The sequence below is a fragment of the Thioclava arctica genome (assembly GCF_040892615.1).
Lineage (GTDB): Bacteria > Pseudomonadota > Alphaproteobacteria > Rhodobacterales > Rhodobacteraceae > Thioclava > Thioclava arctica.
Map to the genome: position 1 here is coordinate 200,095 of NZ_JBFRYC010000005.1, position 18,396 is coordinate 218,490.

17 protein-coding genes and 1 pseudogene are annotated in these 18,396 nt (G+C 57.2%); 4 read left to right on the plus strand and 14 right to left on the minus strand.

The genetic code is table 11. The features are described 5' to 3' along the window. Positions 1-4 precede the first annotated feature (4 nt). Together AB4874_RS10765 and AB4874_RS10770 are read left to right on the plus strand one after the other, a co-directional pair. A complete protein-coding gene (locus tag AB4874_RS10765) occupies positions 5-229 on the plus strand; it encodes a hypothetical protein (RefSeq protein WP_368391980.1) in 225 nt (74 codons plus the stop codon). Beyond that, the gene (locus AB4874_RS10770) at positions 226-1,035 is read left to right on the plus strand and encodes a serine hydrolase domain-containing protein (RefSeq protein ID WP_368391981.1); all 810 of its coding nucleotides are present in this window, start codon (positions 226-228) and stop codon (positions 1,033-1,035) included. Before AB4874_RS10765 ends, AB4874_RS10770 begins: the two co-directional genes overlap by 4 nt. 6 nt (positions 1,036-1,041) lie before the next feature. On the opposite strand, the gene AB4874_RS10775 is transcribed toward AB4874_RS10770, so the two are convergent. The 4 genes from AB4874_RS10775 to AB4874_RS10790 all read right to left on the minus strand — a co-directional run bounded on the left by AB4874_RS10775 (position 1,042) and on the right by AB4874_RS10790 (position 4,770). After that, positions 1,042-1,647 carry a M23 family metallopeptidase gene (locus AB4874_RS10775; RefSeq protein WP_368391982.1) on the minus strand — a complete coding sequence of 202 codons (606 nt, stop codon included), beginning with the start codon at positions 1,645-1,647 and terminating at the stop codon, positions 1,042-1,044. Then, entirely contained in the window at positions 1,644-2,486 is an 843-nt protein-coding gene (locus AB4874_RS10780; protein WP_368391983.1) for a DUF6544 family protein, read from the minus strand. The genes AB4874_RS10775 and AB4874_RS10780 overlap by 4 nt, the downstream gene beginning before the upstream one ends. A gap of 328 nt (positions 2,487-2,814) precedes the next feature. Next, a complete protein-coding gene (locus AB4874_RS10785; protein ID WP_368391984.1) occupies positions 2,815-4,200 on the minus strand; it encodes a transposase in 1,386 nt (461 codons plus the stop codon). Between the two features lie 183 nt (positions 4,201-4,383). Next, positions 4,384-4,770 carry an antitoxin Xre/MbcA/ParS toxin-binding domain-containing protein gene (locus tag AB4874_RS10790; protein WP_368391985.1) on the minus strand — a complete coding sequence of 129 codons (387 nt, stop codon included), beginning with the start codon at positions 4,768-4,770 and terminating at the stop codon, positions 4,384-4,386. Between the two features lie 180 nt (positions 4,771-4,950). Here AB4874_RS10790 and AB4874_RS10795 point away from each other — a divergent pair. Next, positions 4,951-6,205 (plus strand): annotated as a pseudogene (locus AB4874_RS10795) (IS3 family transposase). A gap of 676 nt (positions 6,206-6,881) precedes the next feature. Here the strand turns inward: AB4874_RS10795 and AB4874_RS10800 are convergent. The 9 genes from AB4874_RS10800 to AB4874_RS10840 all read right to left on the minus strand — a co-directional run bounded on the left by AB4874_RS10800 (position 6,882) and on the right by AB4874_RS10840 (position 16,264). Next, positions 6,882-8,435: an amidase gene (locus AB4874_RS10800; RefSeq protein WP_368391986.1), complete on the minus strand. Its 1,554-nt coding sequence runs from the start codon at positions 8,433-8,435 to the stop codon at positions 6,882-6,884. A gap of 242 nt (positions 8,436-8,677) precedes the next feature. Further along, positions 8,678-9,676, minus strand: coding sequence for an acetamidase/formamidase family protein (locus tag AB4874_RS10805; RefSeq protein WP_295537512.1), 999 nt, complete (start codon positions 9,674-9,676; stop codon positions 8,678-8,680). Positions 9,677-9,720: 44 nt separating this feature from the next. Next, complete coding sequence (locus AB4874_RS10810) at positions 9,721-10,434, minus strand: ABC transporter ATP-binding protein (RefSeq protein WP_368391987.1); 714 nt, start codon at positions 10,432-10,434, stop codon at positions 9,721-9,723. Then, positions 10,427-11,143: an ABC transporter ATP-binding protein gene (locus tag AB4874_RS10815; RefSeq protein WP_368391988.1), complete on the minus strand. Its 717-nt coding sequence runs from the start codon at positions 11,141-11,143 to the stop codon at positions 10,427-10,429. The genes AB4874_RS10810 and AB4874_RS10815 overlap by 8 nt, the downstream gene beginning before the upstream one ends. Next, a complete protein-coding gene (locus AB4874_RS10820) occupies positions 11,143-12,213 on the minus strand; it encodes an ABC transporter permease subunit (protein WP_368391989.1) in 1,071 nt (356 codons plus the stop codon). The genes AB4874_RS10815 and AB4874_RS10820 overlap by 1 nt, the downstream gene beginning before the upstream one ends. Before the next feature lies 1 nt (position 12,214). Then, the gene (locus AB4874_RS10825) at positions 12,215-13,087 is read right to left on the minus strand and encodes an ABC transporter permease subunit (protein WP_295536815.1); all 873 of its coding nucleotides are present in this window, start codon (positions 13,085-13,087) and stop codon (positions 12,215-12,217) included. 93 nt (positions 13,088-13,180) lie between these two features. Then, entirely contained in the window at positions 13,181-14,419 is a 1,239-nt protein-coding gene (locus tag AB4874_RS10830; protein ID WP_368391990.1) for an urea ABC transporter substrate-binding protein, read from the minus strand. 40 nt (positions 14,420-14,459) lie between these two features. Beyond that, complete coding sequence (locus AB4874_RS10835; protein WP_368391991.1) at positions 14,460-15,107, minus strand: ANTAR domain-containing response regulator; 648 nt, start codon at positions 15,105-15,107, stop codon at positions 14,460-14,462. Beyond that, the gene (locus tag AB4874_RS10840; RefSeq protein ID WP_295536820.1) at positions 15,104-16,264 is read right to left on the minus strand and encodes a transporter substrate-binding domain-containing protein; all 1,161 of its coding nucleotides are present in this window, start codon (positions 16,262-16,264) and stop codon (positions 15,104-15,106) included. Before AB4874_RS10840 ends, AB4874_RS10835 begins: the two co-directional genes overlap by 4 nt. Before the next feature lie 687 nt (positions 16,265-16,951). Between AB4874_RS10840 and AB4874_RS10845 the strand changes: the two genes are divergently transcribed. Then, positions 16,952-17,698 carry a hypothetical protein gene (locus AB4874_RS10845; protein WP_368391992.1) on the plus strand — a complete coding sequence of 249 codons (747 nt, stop codon included), beginning with the start codon at positions 16,952-16,954 and terminating at the stop codon, positions 17,696-17,698. Between the two features lie 269 nt (positions 17,699-17,967). Here AB4874_RS10845 and AB4874_RS10850 read toward each other — a convergent pair whose 3' ends face one another. Continuing rightward, the gene (locus tag AB4874_RS10850) at positions 17,968-18,396 is read right to left on the minus strand and encodes a GNAT family N-acetyltransferase (RefSeq protein ID WP_368391993.1); all 429 of its coding nucleotides are present in this window, start codon (positions 18,394-18,396) and stop codon (positions 17,968-17,970) included.

Consider the following 18,396-nt stretch of genomic DNA (forward strand, 5'->3'; position numbering starts at 1 on the left):
CGCCATGCGGATCATCCTCGCTTTGATCGCAACGGTTCTATTTCCTGTGATGGTAGGTGCCGCAGCGGCGGACGGCGCAACGAGCCTGACGGTCAGTTTGTCCGACACTCTCGACGCGTTCCGCTCCCGCTACGGTGTCCCCGGCGCAACTGCCGCCATTGTCCTGCCCGACGGAACGCTCGCGACCGCGGCGACGGGCTTCGCGGATGTCGAGGCCGGATGGTCATGACACCCGAAAACCGGATGCTCGCGGCGAGCATCGGCAAGACCTTCGTCGCCGACACCGTTCTCGCGCTCGAAAGCGAGGGACGTCTTTCGCGGGCGGACCTGCTGGCCGATCATCTTGGCGACCGCACGTGGTCCACCAAGCTGCCCAATGCCGAGACCATCACCATCGGGCACCTGCTGCGCCACCAGTCCGGCCTACCGGATCACCCGCACCTGCCGACATTCCAGACCGCCGCGGCGGCACGGATCGCGGCCGGCAAGCGTAGATTCCCCCCCGAGGAACTGCTGGATTTCGTGACCGGTCGCGCGCCCCTGTTCGCCGCAGACGCTGGCTGGGCCTACAGTGATACCGGCTATATCCTGCTCGGGCTGGTGATCGAGGAGGTGACCGGCGACGGCATCGTGATCCTCTCGAACAGCCAGCGCAGCTGCCCGCTCTTTGCGGCAATCCTGCGGGATTGGTCCGAGAGCCTCGGCGTTGCGCCGGTGGGGATGGCGCGCGTGCTCTGGGCAGAGACGGCAGCGCGGATCTCGATCGTTGTTCTTACCACGTTGACGGCCGTTGCGTTTTGGATAGCGCTTCGTGGCCGGTCGCGCCCGCGCATCGTCAGGATCGGCGCTGGCGTGATTTCCGCACCCCTGATCCTCTGGCCGCTCTGGGCATCAGCGCAGGGTTACCTGATCCCGTTCTCGATCCTGCCCAGCCTCTGGCTATGGCTCGGCGCGGCCTCCTGCCTTGCTGGCCTCGGTCTGGCCGCGTTTGCGTTAGGGGCGGAGCGCCGACAACAGGCTGCCGCTGCCCGATGACAGACCTCACCAGCCCAGCCCCGTCAGCCGGTCGTTCCGCACAAGAAAGCGACCATTGAAGCGCAGGGCCAGCGGTTCGCCGGAGATCGGCGCTGTGCCCTCCGGGGCGGGACGTTGCGCATGGATGTGCAGGTGCGGCTCCGTGCTCGCACCGGAGTTGCCGACTTCGCCTAGGCGGTCGCCTTGTGCCAGCACGTCGCCGGGCACGACGTTCACCTGGCCATGCCGCATATGCGCCAAGACGACCTCCACCGACGGCAAGCTGCGCCCCGCCAGCGCTCGCGCACCATACCATCCGCCGACACTAAGGAGCACAACCGAAGGAACGACAAACATCCAACCCGACAGCCCGGCGGGCAGCAGCGCAAGATTGCGCAGGTTCTTTCTCAATGGCCAGACTAAGATCAGTCCCAGCCAGAGACCACTGTAGACCCAAGGTAGCCACCAGACGGGAACGGCCCATTGCGCGACCTTGGCGAGCGCGAACAGGAAGGCCCCAATGCCTGTTGCCTGCAGCGCGAAGCCTGCAAGGCTGCCCGCCGGCAGGAAGGCCAGCCAAGCAAGCATTGCCAGCGGCAACGCGACCTGAACCGCAAGGATCATGGCCGTCATGGCGCGCCTCTTGGGAATCGGATCTCGGAGACGTCGGCAACGAAGAAGGGAAAGTAGTCGTCGGTGCCGAACATGTTCCCAGCCTCAACGCGAAACGGCAGGCGGTATCCGCTGACGTTTCGAAAATCTGACATGATTGCACCGAAAGGTTGCAATCGGTGTTTTTTATCCGGGTTGGCGTTGCTCCAACGCTCAAAAGTGACGACAGTCGGCTTGCCTTCGCTGTCGACGGTTACATCCACCGACTGGCTGAGTTCGCCATGTCGGACGGTGACGCGGGCTGTGTCATCGTCAACTAGCGTCCATGTCACATTTGGCCCGGGAAGAAGAGCAGCTGGCGCCCAGATCATAGACTCAGCTACATAACGACCATATGCAGAACGGGTATGATCTGAATTACCACCCAAGCGCGCGACGGGAACCAAGCCGAGGATCCGAAACCGCGTCCATCGCCCAGTATCCGAGCCAGAAAGCGGCAAGCCCGCTGTCGTGCGCATAGCCCAGACGAACCCTTCGGGTGCGGCGAGGATCTGATGCGCTTCCATCGGTTGATAGCGCGGAGCGGCCTTAGACCCAAGACTGAACTGCCCTGTCATCTCGATGGTGGCCACTGGTAGAAGCGGCGTTCCCGGCTGGATGGTGTAGGCAAAAAAACGACGCGCTGGTTCCGGTAGATCGGCCACCATTTCGTTTGAAAAAGGAACAGGGTCGTCCGGCTGCAGGGCCTCCAGCCTGTTCCACTCGGCACGGTCAGCCCGTCGATCCAGAGCCTGCAGAAGCGCCAGTCCCAGGAGCACGAGCAATAGAATGAGCAGAATTCCAACGGCGACGAATTTCATTGTGATCAGTCTCTTTCACGTTCCTGACACTCGCTACTTCCAAGGATGCATCCGGTGCAATGACGTGGGTCAAACCCGATACGGCGACGTGCGTCCGTATCCTGGCGAAATGCAACGCAGAGCTCATTGGTTTCTGCATCGCCTTTCGATCTCCAATTCAGACAGCTCTGCGGAGACGAGCGCAACGCCCTATCGCTGTCGTAAATTGACGAGCCCGGACATTCGCGCATATCGCAGCGAACGTCCGCTTCCCGCCGATTCTGTTGAAAAACACCCGTTCGCGAGCGCAGAAATAGCCGTTCTGAATTCACGGCGAGCGCCTTTCTTATCAGGCTTTGCGTGTTTGCTGCGGTGCAGGAAAGATCTTGGCCAGTTTGCGGAGGTTTTGGGCGGTGGCGGCGAGCAGGAATTCGTCATTTGCACCGTATGGCCCACGTAATCGGAGCCGACCGAGGCCGAGAATGCGTTTCAGATGGGCGAAGAGCATTTCGACCTTTTTTCGGAGCTTCATCGCAATCATGTATTCATCAGTTTTGGCCAAATCCCTGGCAACTTGGCGGGCATCTTCGTGTTCTTCACGGGTGATAGACCTGGCGTCGGCGTTGGGGCAGCATTTCGGCTTGGATGGGCAAACTTGGCAGGTCAGTTTCAGAGCACGATACTTCGCGCGGCCCTTGCCGGTCGGGCCCCGGTTCGGATCGGAATAATTGCGGCGGAACGGCTTGAGCGCGTGCCCCTCAGGGCAGATGTATTGATCATTCTCTGCATCCCAGTCGAAATCTGTGCGTGTCCAAGTGCCATCGGGGCGTCCGGCCTTGTCGATCACCGGGATGTAAGGATCGATCTTGCGATCTACGAGCCAGCCAAGCATTGGGCCTGAGCCATAGGCAGTGTCGGCGATCATCCAGTCAGGGACCAAGCCGAACTTGTCTTTCACCCGCGTCAGCATGGTTTTTGTTGATCCAACCTCGGCTTGCCGGATGGATCGGGTGGGTTCCACGTCCAAGATAACACCGTGATCTGTGTCGATCAGGTAATTGTCGGAATAGCTAAAGAAAGCAGGCCCTTTCCGCGCCGCTGTCCACTGGCTGGCCGGGTCCGAATGCGAGGTGAACTTGGGCTGGACCTCGCTGGCGGCGCCAAAGGCGGCCTCGTCCAGCGTGTCGAGATACTCGCGCACCGCGCGGGGTGCGTCGGTCGAGTTGATCGTCGATGCATCCCAGTCTTCCTTCGGCGTCGAGTTCTGCTTGTTCGCATCCGCCTCGATCAGGCTGGCGTCGACCGCCATGCGCTGGCCGCTGACCAGACCTTCGGCGATGCAACGCGCGACGGTTGTTTCGAACAGATGCCGCAGCAGTTCGCTATCGCGAAAACGACCGTGACGGTTCTTGGAAAATGTCGAGTGATCCGGGACCCGATCACTCAGGTCGAGGCGGCAGAACCACCGGTAAGCAAGGTTCAGATGCACCTCTTCGCAGAGCCGTCGCTCAGACCGGATGCCGAAGCAATAGCCGACCAACAGCATACGGATCAGAAGTTCGGGATCGACGGATGGCCGCCCCGTGTGGCTGTAGAACTCCGCGAGGTAGGCACGTATTTCGGTCAAATCAACAAAACGGTCGATGGAACGCAGCAGGTGGTCCTGCGGGACGTGATCCTCAATTGAAAACTCGTAGAACAGTGCGCCTTGCGCCTCTTGCTTCGGCCCCAACATCGCAGCTCCCCCCACAGAATAAGGGAAATTGAATCAGCGACTGGCGATCAAATCAACAAGAGTTTTTCAACAAAATTCGCCCTGAATTACCCATATAGTCCAAGCGCCCCGAAGCCCCTCGGACCGGATACGCTCACTGGCGGTATTGAACTGGCACCATCCGCTGACTGTGCGGGCCACTCCTCACGCCCCGGCAAGGCAAGCATTGAGATATTTCCGGATCTCCAGGATCTCTTCCGAGCCTCCTCTGATTGCCACATCAATCGGGCGCGCGCCGAGAAACAGCGGCCCGGTGTTGGGCCGCGTCATCCAAGTGCGCGCGAGCGGCTTGGAGAAATAGAGTTCAAGCGCCTCGTAGATCCCGAGCACAGCAGAAAGGCGAAGGAGTTGATCCTCTGTCAGAGATGGGGCATCGCCCGGCTCCTGTGGGGTGCTCCGAACTGGCTCAGGCATTCCAAGGAGACCAGATGCTTCGCGCTCCGACAGGCCCCATGCGCGCGCAAGGCGCGAATATGCCTTCAGGCACACTTCGATCTCCACATGAGAAAAGCTGTTACCTTCGATCTCCATCCGCTCTCTCCGCAAGCAGGTTGTTTTCACTTCGACACGACTGGGTCGGTGATCAATTCGCTATCATGTTCGAAGAGCGATTCAATGCGTAACCGTATCTGAAACCCGCATGGGCCGTGACCTGCCACGGGATTTTTCCTCCACCATCGATTAGAGTCCGATCCAACTTGAGGACGGACAATGAAGCGAACGAGATTTACGGACGAACAGATCATCGGCATCCTGTCGGAGCATGAGGCGGGTGCGAAGTGCGCCGATCTGTGCCGCAAGCACGGAATGTCGGAGGGCACTTTCTATAACTGGAAAGCCAAGTTCGGCGGCATGACGGTGTCGGAGGCGAAGCGGCTGAAGGCGCTCGAGGATGAGAACGCCAGGCTCAAGAAGCTGCTAGCCGAGCAGATGCTGGACCTAGCGGCGATGAAGAAACTCGTCGCAAAAAAGTGGTGACGATGAGCCATGTCACGCCATTGGTCCGAGTGACAATGGCGAATGCGTGAAGCGCGAAGCGGTCGCGCATCTGAGGTCCTTGCTCGGGCTCTCGGAACGGCGGGCGTGCCAGATTGTCGGGGCAGATCGCAAGATGATCCGCTACCGGTCGCGAGCCGTGCGCCGGACACGGTGCTGCGTGGTCGGCTGCGTGAGCTGGCCAATGAGCGTCGGCGGTTCGGCTATCCACTTGCCCGGCAGGGCATTGCGCAGCAATGGCCCGAGAGGGGGCGGCTGTTCGTTCTGCTTCGCCGCGAAGGCGAGGCTTCCGGCATCAACCGGATCTATCGGCTCTACCGCGAAGAGGGATTGACTGTGCGCAAGCGGCGGGCACGGCGCAAAGCCGTGGGCACACGGGTGCCGATCCTGGTCGAAGCCCGCGCCAATGCGCGCCCCCTCTCGGCGATTGCCTTGCAATCGCCTGCCGGTCGACGGGTTCGCTGGATTTCGTTCACGACCAATTCGCGAATGGACAGCGCTTCCGGGTGTTCAACGTGGTCGATGACGTTACGCGCGAATGCCTGGCTGCGATCCCGGACGCCTCGATCTCGGGGCGGCGTGTTGCCCGTGAACTTTCGGCCCTGATTGAGCGCCGTGGGAAGCCCGGCATGATTGTCTCAGACAATGGGACGGAACTGACCTCGAACGCCATCCTGCGGTGGTGTTCCGAGACCAAGGTCGAGTGGCACTACATTGCGCCGGGAAAGCCCCCTATCGGGCCATTGCTGCGCAATGGATGCAGAACGGTTTCGTGGAGAGTTTCAACGGGCGGATGCGCGACGAGCTGCTCAACGAGACCATGTTCCACAACCTGACCCATGCCCGCATCGTGATCTCGGCGTGGGCCGCGTTGCGCGCCAAAACGCCAGAAAGCGGGTCTCCATGTCTTCGACACGCGGCACATCCAGCGTGGGCGGCAGAACCGCCATGCGGTCATTTGAAAGGCTAGCCATGACGATACCGCTCCTGATCGGATTGCGCAAAACAGCGTGCGATGGTGCGGCAGGGGGCGTGCGTATGAAGGGATGTGATGATAGACATGGAGGTCTCCTATGGTTGGAAAACCTGGAGGACCGCAGGCAAAGGCCCGGCATGATTGCGTCAAAGCTGCTGGATTTAGACAGTCGTGACCGGCCCCCAAGATGGGGTTCAGATGGCGCGTATTGCGCGCTGAATATGCCGATTACTGAGTGTCATAGTGCGCGCTGGATAGTTCGGGCGCGGGTTGAAGTCAATTCAGAATTTTACGGCGCAGGCGTCAAACTATTGTTTCGCAGTGATAAAACGCGAATTTTTGTGCGAGTGTAATGGCCGGTTGCGCAGGAAAGTCCGTCAACGGCGGAACAAAAACCGCTCACGGAGCGGCGTGAAAGTCTGCAACCTGAAAGGTCTTCGGATTGATGCCCTGAGAACGTTTCGCACCCCGAAATCCGCGGCCCTCAGATGCTGACGGCTGCCGGGCCGACTGTGTTGATACCGAGATCGCAATGGCAGGGCGGCTCTCTCGCGCGCCCTGCCACTTAACCTTTCTGATGCAATCGTAAGAAACCGTGGGCTTTCCGACGATATTCTTGTCGGCCTGCGCTTTGGCTGCCTTCGTCACGTTCTGGCTAGGAAGCCTGACCCTAGATCGCTGATTGGCGATGCTGCGTTCCTTGCTCGTATGCGTATGCGCATTTGATTAAGGTTGCTTCGCTCCACTGCTGGCCAAGGAATATCAATTCAAACGGGGCACCCGAGGCGTAATACCCCGCTGGCACGGTTATGCCGGGTATCCCCGCAATATTCAGCTCTCCCACTGTAGTTTCAAGAATCGCATCGCCGGAATGTAAACCCGGCAATTCTTGGAGCATTTGCGGATAGACCAAAGCGTCAAGTTTATGGTGCGCAAAGACCTCTTGGATCAACAGAAGATAAGCGCGCTTTAGCGCGGTAAATTCAGGAAGCGCGGGAGGCGTTGTAGGAGATTTCACCGCCTCAAGAAAATCGGGTAATTCATTGAGGAAGCCCAAGATTGCCCCTTTGGCCAACGGGTTCTCTGCCTCGGTGGCGGCAACAAATTCTTCCCATGTTTTGAGTGCGGCATCTGGCCCTAGCCGACGCAGATATTGCGTCATGTCATACGGCAGAGATTCCAGCCCGCGCCCATCAAAGAACGGAGTGCCCAGAGTAATCTGACGATACGAGGCAAAATCAGTATCCGCGAACGGATCTTCGATCAAAATTGCGCCCAACTCTTCAAGCTCGGCCTTAGCGCGTTCGTAAAGTTCTGATGCTTCCTGCGACAGTGCGTTTTTGCGCCAACCCAGCCCGTAAAGCCCCAATCGCTTTCCTATAAGCCCGTCCGTCGATAGCCCTGCTGTGTAACCGCCCTTAGGAATTTTATCGACGGAAGCCAACGTCTTTGGATCCTCGGTGGTGAAACCCGCTAACACATCAAGCCCCAGCGCTGCATCAATCACAGTGCGAGCGATCGGCCCCACCACATCGCGGTTACCCGAGAGCGGAACTACGCCAGCATTGGGCACCAGTCCGATCGTCGGCTTTATCCCTACAAGCCCTTGGGCCGATGCCGGATTCTGGATCGAACCACCAGTTTCTTCGGCCAAGCCTAGCACGCACATATGGGTGGCAACTGCTGCGGCTGTGCCTGCGCTTGATCCACCTGGAGCACGATCTTCGATTGCTGGGTTTATAGTGGGCCCCGCCCAACTGTCATTAGCATGTGTCCCAGTCCAACTTAGGATCGGAACGTTTGTTTTACCTAGGATGATCGCATCTGCAGCGCGCATCCGGGCCACAACAGGACTGTCGCGTTCGGGCATCAGATCTACACCGCCGGTCTTTGAACATAGCAGCCTCCAACCAGCCGTAGTCGGGAACCCTTTCATATCCATCGGGTCCTTCACGACTACAGGCACACCGGCCATTGAGCCCAGTGGTTCTCCGGCTGCACGACGACGGTCGATGTCGCGCGCAGTTTCGAGTGCGGCGGCGTAATTTTCAAAAATTATCGCATTATATTTGCCGTTGAGCGCCTTGATCTGTGCGATGCACGCTTTGGCTATATCCTCGGCAGTGAAGCGGCCAGACATGAGGCCGTCTTTTATCGAGGTGACGCTCAAAGTCTCAAGTTTGGGGACATTTGGGGCGATGTCAGTCGAAGGCGTGTTAGTCATTGAATACTCTCCTGGTCCAGTGGCCAGCGTGCCACCGCATAGGCCCGGTCGCGCACCGGACAGCAGTTTTGAATTGCGAGGCACAGACCAACAACAGGACAGGTCTCGCAGGCAGGTTCATTTTGTCCGGCAGACAAAAGACGGGAAAAATACCGTCCTCACATTTGGAACGCGTCCCTAAATGCGAGGACGGCCGAACACACTGGCCGCAGCGTCGAAGGGCATCGGGTGCGGCCGATGTATTACTTCGAGATGCCGATGATCGACTTCAGAACCGAGGCTCCAACCGAATATTTCGGGTCAACCATATTACCCACGCGCACCCGTCCACATTGCGTGAGCAGCATGTAGGCATCGATTTCGTCAAAGCCAAAATCGGCAGCCATCCACCGGATCAACTCGCGGTAGGCACCGCGCGCGGCATCCTCCATTGGGCGTGCCGACCCGACCGTCATGTAAAACTTCTCGTTCTCCAGACGCGGGCTGCGGATCGTCCAATTCTTGATCAGATCGATACGGACGGTGGTCACGGTCGGATGTTCAATCGCGACACCGCAAAGTTCGCCATCGCCCTGCGCAGCGTGGCAGTCCCCAAGAAACAGGTAGCCGCCCTTGGTCTGCACCGGCAGATAGACCACCGCCCCAGGCGCCACGTCGGGCATGTCCATGTTCCCGCCATAATAATCAGGCACAAGCGATGAGATCGCTTCGGCCTCAGGAGCCGTCCCGATCGTGCCGATGAAGGGCTCGTATGGCAGACTGATCTTGTCATTCCATTTCGTGCCACCCTCAACGGTGATGTCGAGCTTGCGCACCACCTCCGGCAGCGGCTGAGTCAGCAACGCCGTTTCAAAAGTCGGCACCAGTCCACCAAATTCGGGCATGATGACCGTGGTTCCCCGCGGCTGCGGCCCGCGCGGCACGATGCTTTCGATATAGACCGCGATGGTATCGCCTTTTTCGGCGCCGTTGACGTAGATCGGGCCGTTTTGCGGGTTCAGGAACGGAAAATTCAAGATCTCTGTGGGAACATCCGTTTCATTCTGGATCGCGCCCTCAAAGGCGTCATGGGTCTCGGCGCTGACCACGGTGCCAGGGTCGATCGTCAAGACCGGATCAATCCCGGCGGTGTAGATATAGGGATAGCTCCCTTGCTCGTCTTCGGTAATCGTGCGCGTCGTCAGCGCCTGACCCTTTGCGACGCCCTTGCGCGCCATGATGGATTCGTCAAACCAGCTCATAAGTTGCTCCCTTCATTTAATATTCTCTTAGGATGGCTATTCAATCAGACCGAAAGGTATTTTCGGATGGTGTCGCGATCTTTCAGCATCTCGCGGTCAAGCACGGCAACGATGCGCCCCTTGTCCATGACGTAGCAGCGCTGCGCCATTGCCCGGATCATGTCGATATTTTGCTCCACAAAGACGACGGTGACGCCGGTTTCGCGATTCAGCTCGACCATGATGCGAGCAATATCCTGAACGATATTGGGCTGGATGCCTTCAGAGGGTTCGTCCAGCAAGATCATCGAAGGCGAGCCCATCAACACGCGCCCAATGGCAAGCTGCTGTTGTTGCCCGCCCGACATCGTTCCCGCGCGTTGATCTGCGCGCTCCTTCAAGATGGGAAAATACCGATAGACCTCTTCGGTCTTGCCCGGCGTCGATTGGCCCGCGATGCTTTCGCCCACCAATAGGTTGTCCAGAACGCTCATGCGCGGAAACACATCGCGACCTTGCGGGACATAGCCGATGCCCTTGCGCGCGCGGTTATGTGCGGACAAAGGGTCAATGGACGTGCCGCGCAGGTTTATCGAGCCGCCATCCGTCGGTAAGAGCCCGATCAGGGTCTTCATCAGGGTCGATTTCCCAACCCCATTGCGTCCGATCACGGCGACAATTTCACCTTCGCGCACTTGAAAATCGACACCTTGAAGGACCGGTTTCCCGCCATAGCCTGCCCGCAGATTGATGACATCAAGTAGGGCTTCTTTACGCATCGACTTCTCCCAGATAGATGGCGGCCACGCGTTCATCGGCCACGATTTCGTTGATCGTGCCTTGCGCAAATATCTTGCCGAAATGGAGGACCGTGACCTGATGCGCGATCTGACGCACGAAGGCCATGTCATGTTCGACCGCCAACAAGGTCATGCCCTCACGATTGAGCGCCTGAAGCATTTCCCCCGTTGCGAAGGTCTCGTCCGGCGTCATGCCCGCGGTGGGTTCGTCCAGCAGCAACAGCTTGGGCTTGAGCGCGACCGCCATCCCGATCTCAAGCCATTGCTTTTGGCCGTGACTGAGATTGCCTGCGAGCTGCATGTGATCGCGAGAAAGCTTAAGAAACTCAAGCAGCCGGTCGATCTCCTCTTTAAGAAGGCGTGGTGCCACATGGTGTTGAAGGGCGATGGTAAGGTTCTGCCGAACGCTCAGCTCTTTGAAAATGCCAGGCACTTGGAACTTCACGCTAATACCGCGCCGGATACGCTCGAAAGGTTTGTCGCGCGTGATATCCTTACCGTCGTAAAGTATCTTGCCGCTATCAGGGAGATGCTCGCCCAAGATCAGTTTAAAGAAGGTGCTTTTGCCAGCGCCGTTAGGGCCGATCAGACAGTGCATTTCACCAGGTTGAAGCGCGAAATCGACATTTCCAGTGACGTAAAGTCCGCCGAAATGTTTGTTAAGCTGATGTGTTTCGAGAAGTGCCATCAGAGCTCTCCTTCGGATTTTGGTTTACCTCTGGAGAACAACGAGATCAGCGCAATCACAACGCCGCGGGGAGCGACCAACACCGTCACCACCAGCAAGACGCCCATCACCACCAACGCGTATTGGCTGCCGTAGATTGTCAAAGACTGAAACACGATCAGGACACCGAGCGAGCCGACCAGCGTCGTCGTCAGATCAGTTCGTCCGCCAACGGCAACCCAGACGATGGGCAACGATGCGGCGGTCATCCCCATCGAGGCGGGCGTGATGTAATTGCCCCATGACGTATAAAGCACGCCAGACAAACCGGCCAATGCAGAGCCGATTACGAAGGTGCCAAGCTGATACTTGCGCACGTCATAACCCAGCATTTCTGCGCGCAGCGGGTTCTCGCGGATCGCGACGATGACATTTCCAAAGCGCGAATTCACAAGAATGCGCAGCCCCAGATAGCATAGCGCGAGCAGACCCAAGGTGACGTAATACAGCGTCACATCGGGATAGAGCACGATGCTGCCGCCCGGCCACGGGATCGTAAGGGACGGCATCGCGCCCATTCCGTTGAAGCCATTCAGACGCGCTTTTCCGATCGCCCAGAACGGCGCTGCCGTTTGCGCCATGAAGCGTTCAAGCACCAAGGTCACCGACAAGGTTACGATGCCAAGAAAGACCCCGCTGATGCGACCAAAGAACAGAAAGTATCCCAAGATCGCGGCAGCCAGAGCACTGATACCGACCGCTAGCAAAAGCGATATCAAAGTCAGCCCATACGCATCGCCCAGATTGATCGTCAAGACGCCGTAGCTGTAACCCGCGATACCAAAAAAGGCAGTCTGACCGAAGCTGAGAGACCCACCATATCCCCAGATCAAGCTGAGTCCCATCGCCATGAAAAGCCAGTTGAAGAAATAGACGTTGTTACCCACGTCATAGCTGTCGGCGAACATCGGGTAGGCACAGGCTGCGAGCAGCACAAGCGCGAAACCCGACCAGAATTTAGGGCCTTTGCCCAAGGTCTGCGGTCCCTCGACAAGCTTCAGGAAGGAAGTAAAACGGGATGCGCTATTCACGTCAGGCCCTTTCTTTCAGGATCTTACCGCTAATGCCGCGCGGCAAAATACGAATGACGATGATGACGGCGAGCAACATGCCGATTTGACCAGCGAGTTGGCCTTGCCAAGAGGTCAGCCCGGCCTTGATAAAGCCCAGCACAACAGCCGCAGGCGCCGTGCCCAGGAAGATATCGGCCCCACCCACGACAACCGTGACGAAAGCCTCGACCATGAAAGAGGCACCCATCGTAGGCACCAGCGTCATGGTGGGCGCATATAATCCGCCCGCAAGCCCCGCGAGGGCCGCGCCCAGCCCGAAGGTCAGGCTGTAGATGAGGTTGGTGTTGACCCCGAGCGCCTCGGCAACATGGGGGACTTGGATGGTTGCGCGCGCTAGAATGCCAAAGCGGGTTTTGGTGAACATGAGCCACAAGGCGACAAGCGTCAGCACCGCCATGGCCATAAGCACTACGCGATAGACCGAGTAAGAATAATCGCCGACGGTAAAGCTGCTAAAGGGTGTGCCGCTTCCAGCCATCGTCGTGCCCAGCACGATCAGGGTGCCTTGGGTGACGATCATGGATATCCCCCATGTCGCAACGATCGTATCGAGCGGGCGTTTATAAAGCGGTCGGATAATCGCGACCTCGACAATCATCCCGGCGACCCCCGCCGCGAGCGAGCCGAGCGCAATCGCAATTGGCAGCGGCACGCCCATGTGGGTTGCACTGGTGGACACATAGGCACCACACAAGATGAACTCACCATGGGCCAGATTGATCACCCCCATCATGCCGAAGATCACCGCAAGACCACACGCGCTTAGGACTAGGAAGGCGAAGGCGTCTCCGAACTGATAGAGAAAGCTGAAAAGAGAGTAGAGGAACTCCATGGAGCATCCCTTTCTTGGCGGAAGTCGACCGGCGAAGACCGGAAAGGAGGAACGGATGCGTGGCGCATAAACCCCGCATCCGTCAGGGACGCGTTACAGCTTGGGAGGCAAGCTGGAGGGCGTGTATTGCGCGCTGGGATCATTCTTGGTCAGATCGCAGCCCACGTCACCCAGCCAGTAAGGCTTGATGTCATCCCATTTCTTCGGGAAGTCGATCGAGTGATCGGCATTCACATGCGCGAGATAGATCGTGTGCGAGGTATGCTGGCTTTTGGGGTCAATACACATCTTGCCTTCGGGGGCGTCGTAGCAAAGTTGCCCATCGGCCAGCGTGGCACGCACGTCGTCGATCTTGGTCGAGCCCTTAGCTTTCTCGACCATCTCTTTATACAAATAGACGGCAGCGTAAGAGTTCTCGGCTTCCTGGTTGATGTAAGGCTCGTCGGGGAACATCGCGTGGAAGCGCTTGACGAAATCCTTGCTTTGCGGCGTATCCACCTCTTCGATGTAGTTCACGGTCGCATACATGTCCTTCAGGCTCGGGGGCGTGAAACGCTTGTGCTCATAGCCCTGTCCGACGTTGACCGAGGATGCCATTGGCAGATCCACATTGGCCGCGCCGGCCTGTTCGTAATAAGACGATTGCGCCGTTCCCACGAGCAGCGTGACTACGAAATCGGGCTTGGCCTTCTGGATGTTCTGGATTGTTTGCGAGAATTGCGACACGCCCAGCGGAATGAATTCCTCACCCGCCATCGTGCCACCGTTCTCTTTGACGATGTTGCGCACCCATTCAGCCGAGATCTGACCGAAGTTATAATCGGCCGCGATCGTGTAAACGTTCTTGCCGTATTTCTCCATCATGTAGGGAAGCAGCGTCGAGAATTGCTGCTCGGGCACGGCACCGGTCACGATCATATTGGCGTCGCAAACTCCTCCCTCATACTGGTTGTTGTAAAACGCCAAGCCGTTGAACTGATTGACGATCGGGCGGTAAGCTTCTCGCGAGGCCGAGGAGAATCCTGCGAAAACAACATCCACTTTGTCGCGCTGAAGCACCCGGCGCATGAATTCCTGATAGCGCGTATTGTCGGACTGGGTGTCATACACCACCAACTCAATCGGGCGCCCGGCGATGCCGCCTGCGTCATTGATCTCTTTCGTTGCAAGTTGGATACCATGCACCTTGCCGATCGTTGCAAGCGCGAAATCCCCAGACTGGTCTTCAAGCACACCAATCTTAATGGGCGTGGTGTCTTGCGCCGAAATGGGCCCGGCAAAAGACAATAGGGTAGCGAGCACCGAAGCGGTGCTGATCAGTTTCCTGGTCATTTTAAACTCCTTGTTGCGATGGTATTGGGGGTCTGAGACGCTACCGCGCTTGACCCCTCTTGTTGGTTTCTCTGCTGTTTGGATCGTCGTCAGACTGTGCATGCATCAGATCAAAACAATGATCCTCGATGCTCACGCGCTCCCGCATGCTGTCTTTTCGAAGAATGCTATACGCAGCGTCCTCACTCAGTCCACGCTGGCGCATAAGTGCCGTCACGGCTCGAATAACATGGATGCGTTTGCGGCGGCGATCACTGAGATCATGCAAGTCTCTGTGCAAGACATCCATGCGGTTAAACTCGTTAACTGCTAGATACAGGGCAGAATAAATTGAGCCACTATGTATTGGTTTCGACAGGAAGGCCTGCACACCAAGCTGCAAGAGCGCTTTAAGCCGACTCGGTGCCTCAATGCCCACCAGACCGATTGTTGGACACGGCGTCTCCGCGCCATAGCTTTCAGGCCAAGCGGCGGGAAGGGTCATGTCGCCATCGATTAAAACGATATGATGCTCGCGATGTAACCCGTCGGGCAGCTCAAGGCTTTGTCGCATTTGCAACGGGCGAATATCAGCCTCAAGCCCGAGACGGCGCATTGTTTGCTCTAGCAGATCAAGTGAGCGCCCTTCGGATGAAAAGACTATGGCCGTCCGGCCCCTAAAGTTTTGAGTGATGCGGGCCGTTTTCATGAAACTATCCTCACATTGGCTCGACGCGACGCTACTTCATACTCGCTCGCCGAAGAGACTAGATAAGGATCAGGCGCTACCGGTTCCGGCGCTTCAACAAGAACGTCAAACTCAAAATCGGAACGCGAGAGGCCAATCCGGGGAGTTAATGCCGCATGGAAACTATGGGGATCGATCATGACTCGGCCTTGTGGCGCATCGAAAGCCTGTCCTGCTACGGCCTTCAGCACTTCACTGACTTTTGTTGTGCCCGTCTGAGCCACCGTCTTTGCCAGAATATGAACGGCAATATATGCGGCTTCTGCTTCGGCTGAGACAACCGGTCCGTCACGGAACAACTTGCTGTAAGCCGCAACAAATTGCGCGTTCCGCGGAGATTTTAGTGAAGAAAAGTAGACACTCGAACTAATCTGGCCATCAGCACTCTCTGGACCGATCGCGCGCAATTCGGGTTCCGACAAGTTGCAACTAGCAATAGGAAAGCGCTTCGCTTGATCGATACCGCGGGCCTCGCAAGCTTTTCGAAACGCCCGGAAGAAAGCATATGAAGACTCGCCGATCATCGCATTAAAGACAAAGTCTGGCTCCGTCTCGAAAATTTCAGAAATTATATCTTCAAGGTCAGTTTCGCCCACAGCCAGATAACGTTCAGCTAAGATTTCTCCGTGCCGCTTTTGCAGGCCTTCACGCATCACCCGGTTGCTTTCCCACCCCCAGATGTAGTTCGAACCGACGCAATAGGCACGCCGCCCGAAACGAGAACATAAAAAGTCTATAAGTGGTGACATGTGATGATTGGGAGCTGCGCCCGTATAGATCACATTGGTCGAGCTTTCGAAGCCTTCATAGTGGGTCGGATACCATAGTAGTGCATCGTGTTTCTCGAAGAGCGGGATTACTTCTTTGCGGCTTGAAGACGTGTAGCATCCGCAAACATGATGGATCCCGCGATCAAACAGTGACTGAACGGCTGGAGCGTAATTTTGCAATATGCCTTTAGGATCAATGTGAATCGGATGAAACGTGACACCGGATTCGGGATCTGCATTGATCTCGGCGCAAGCCAAGCGTGCGCCATTCAACAGCGTATGAGCTACCTTGCCATATGGGCCGGTATTTGAGAACAAAAGTCCGAGCGGGAGTTCGATACGCTTCATTGCCAAGTTCCAACGACCAAAGCCCCAAAAGCAGAGACTGCTTTGGGGCAAAATTGCCGACATATCTGAGGTTAGGTTCCGCCTCTGCGAGCGCATTTGCTCGGCGATACAATCACGCTAAGATTAGCATCGCAAAGCTGTCAACAGCAATTTGACTGCCCCTACAGCTTAACTGGAAAATTTTCGAGCCGCCTAATTTTATAGCGAATTTTTCCTCGACTGCCCCCCCTTTGGGGCGCAACGGAAAGAGCTCACTGCCCTTCAGGCCGCACAAAACGCCGAAATGCAGCTTCCCGGTAGCGGACATCGACGCTAGTGTTGTCCCAAGTGAGGGGGCAAAAATGAAAAGCAGAGTATTTGGCAGCCTTATCGGAGGTGCAATTGGCTTCTTTGCCGGTGCAGGCACTGGCATCGTCGGCGGAGTCTTCGGAGCGATCGCTGGAGTATTGGTCTTCACGGCAATCGGTGCAGCCTGGGGATGGAGTGCCGGTCCTGATCTTGTGCAAACAGTTCAACGTTGGCGAGGGAAGTGACGGCCCTGACGAGCCATTCGGTCGCGAGGCAGTTGCCGCGATGCAGTTAACCGAAGCGGTCCTTCGTGCCTCTTGCAGCATGATCAAGCTCGCAGATGCAGACAGAATCCCATATAAGGACCATAAGCCAAGATAACTGAGGCGTCCGCCACAGATGACCGCACTCCAAAACATCATCCCGGAAAACCTCAAGAACCTGCATGGCGGCGAGGAACAACTCCGCGAGAAGGCTCTCGCCATTATTGCGAATGACGAGAAGCTGCAACTGAACCTCGCTGTTTTGGAAGCAGCCATGGATCTCGCCGACATTTTCCGTCAGTTTGACACGATGGACGAAGACCTGAGAGTGGCGCAGGTCCTCGGGATGCGGACGTTCAACGCCCTTGCGTCAAGCTTAAAGCTGGCGCTCTCCGGCTACCACCAGAACAGCGCTCTCATCCTCCGTGATGTGCTTGAGACCGTCTTTCTCCTCAACCTTTTCGCCGGTGACCGGGCGCTGATTGAGCGATGGCGCAATGCAGACAAAAAAACCAGAATGAAGAAATTCTCGCCGGTAAAGGTTCGCGAGGCTCTCGACGTCCGCGACGGATTTACCTCGAAACGACGCGCCGAGGCATACGTGTTGTTTTCTGAGCTGGCCGGTCATCCCACCATGAAATCGGCGTGGATGATGCGACCAGAAAAGGACGGCGACGCAGTTGTTGGCCCGTTCATGGAGGCAACGGCTCTTGAAGCTATCGTCTCCGAAATGGGGCGCCTCTCCGTGCAAGTCGGCGAGCAGTTGAACGCGTTCCTTCCGCCGGACTGGACGCGTGGCCAGCCTGCCCGTTGTGCCTTTGATCGGCTAAAGCTCGATTGGATCGCAACCTTCTTCCCAATGGCTCAAGGCATTTGCCCATGATTAGTGACTTTTTCGCCCAAATGATCAACAGGAAGTGAACTGCCAAGAGGGACCTTGAGACAGGGACGGCCCTGAACGGACTTTGATCAGTTGCCCTGATGCCGCAGGGCGGCGTTACCAAACCGGCCATTGGCGCATCGGGCAGCATTCTCGAAAAACGACTGTCCGCAGTGCGGGGTTTGGCTGCCATTTACGAAACGCAAACGAACGTCTCCTTGCTGCGATCATCGATGATGGGAGGCACTGATGATCAGCGCCTCCCATCAATTTCACGAAACGGGCATAGCCATCGTGAAGGTTTCGTCGCCGCTGGCTTCAAACACGCCTTCGCCGATTACAACAAAGCCATATCGCTCGTAGAACGGCAAACCAATCTTGTTTTCTTTGAAAACCTCAACGGTCAGCGGACCCTTGATGGCAACGATATGGTCTACCATCCGACGTCCCATACCTTTGCCTTGGTGAGACGGGTCAAGGAACAAGCCTCCAATTTCCGTGCCGATCATCGCGATAAAACCGACCGGCGCGCCCCCACATTCCAAAACCCATGTTTCGGCGTTTGGCAGATAGATATTGGTCGTATCTCTACGCACCTGATCTCTGACCTCATCCGACAAGAAGGGGTGCGCAAGTGGTTCGGCATTGTCCCAGATTGTGATCAAGGCATCGGTATCGGCGGTTTTGTATTCACGCATCAT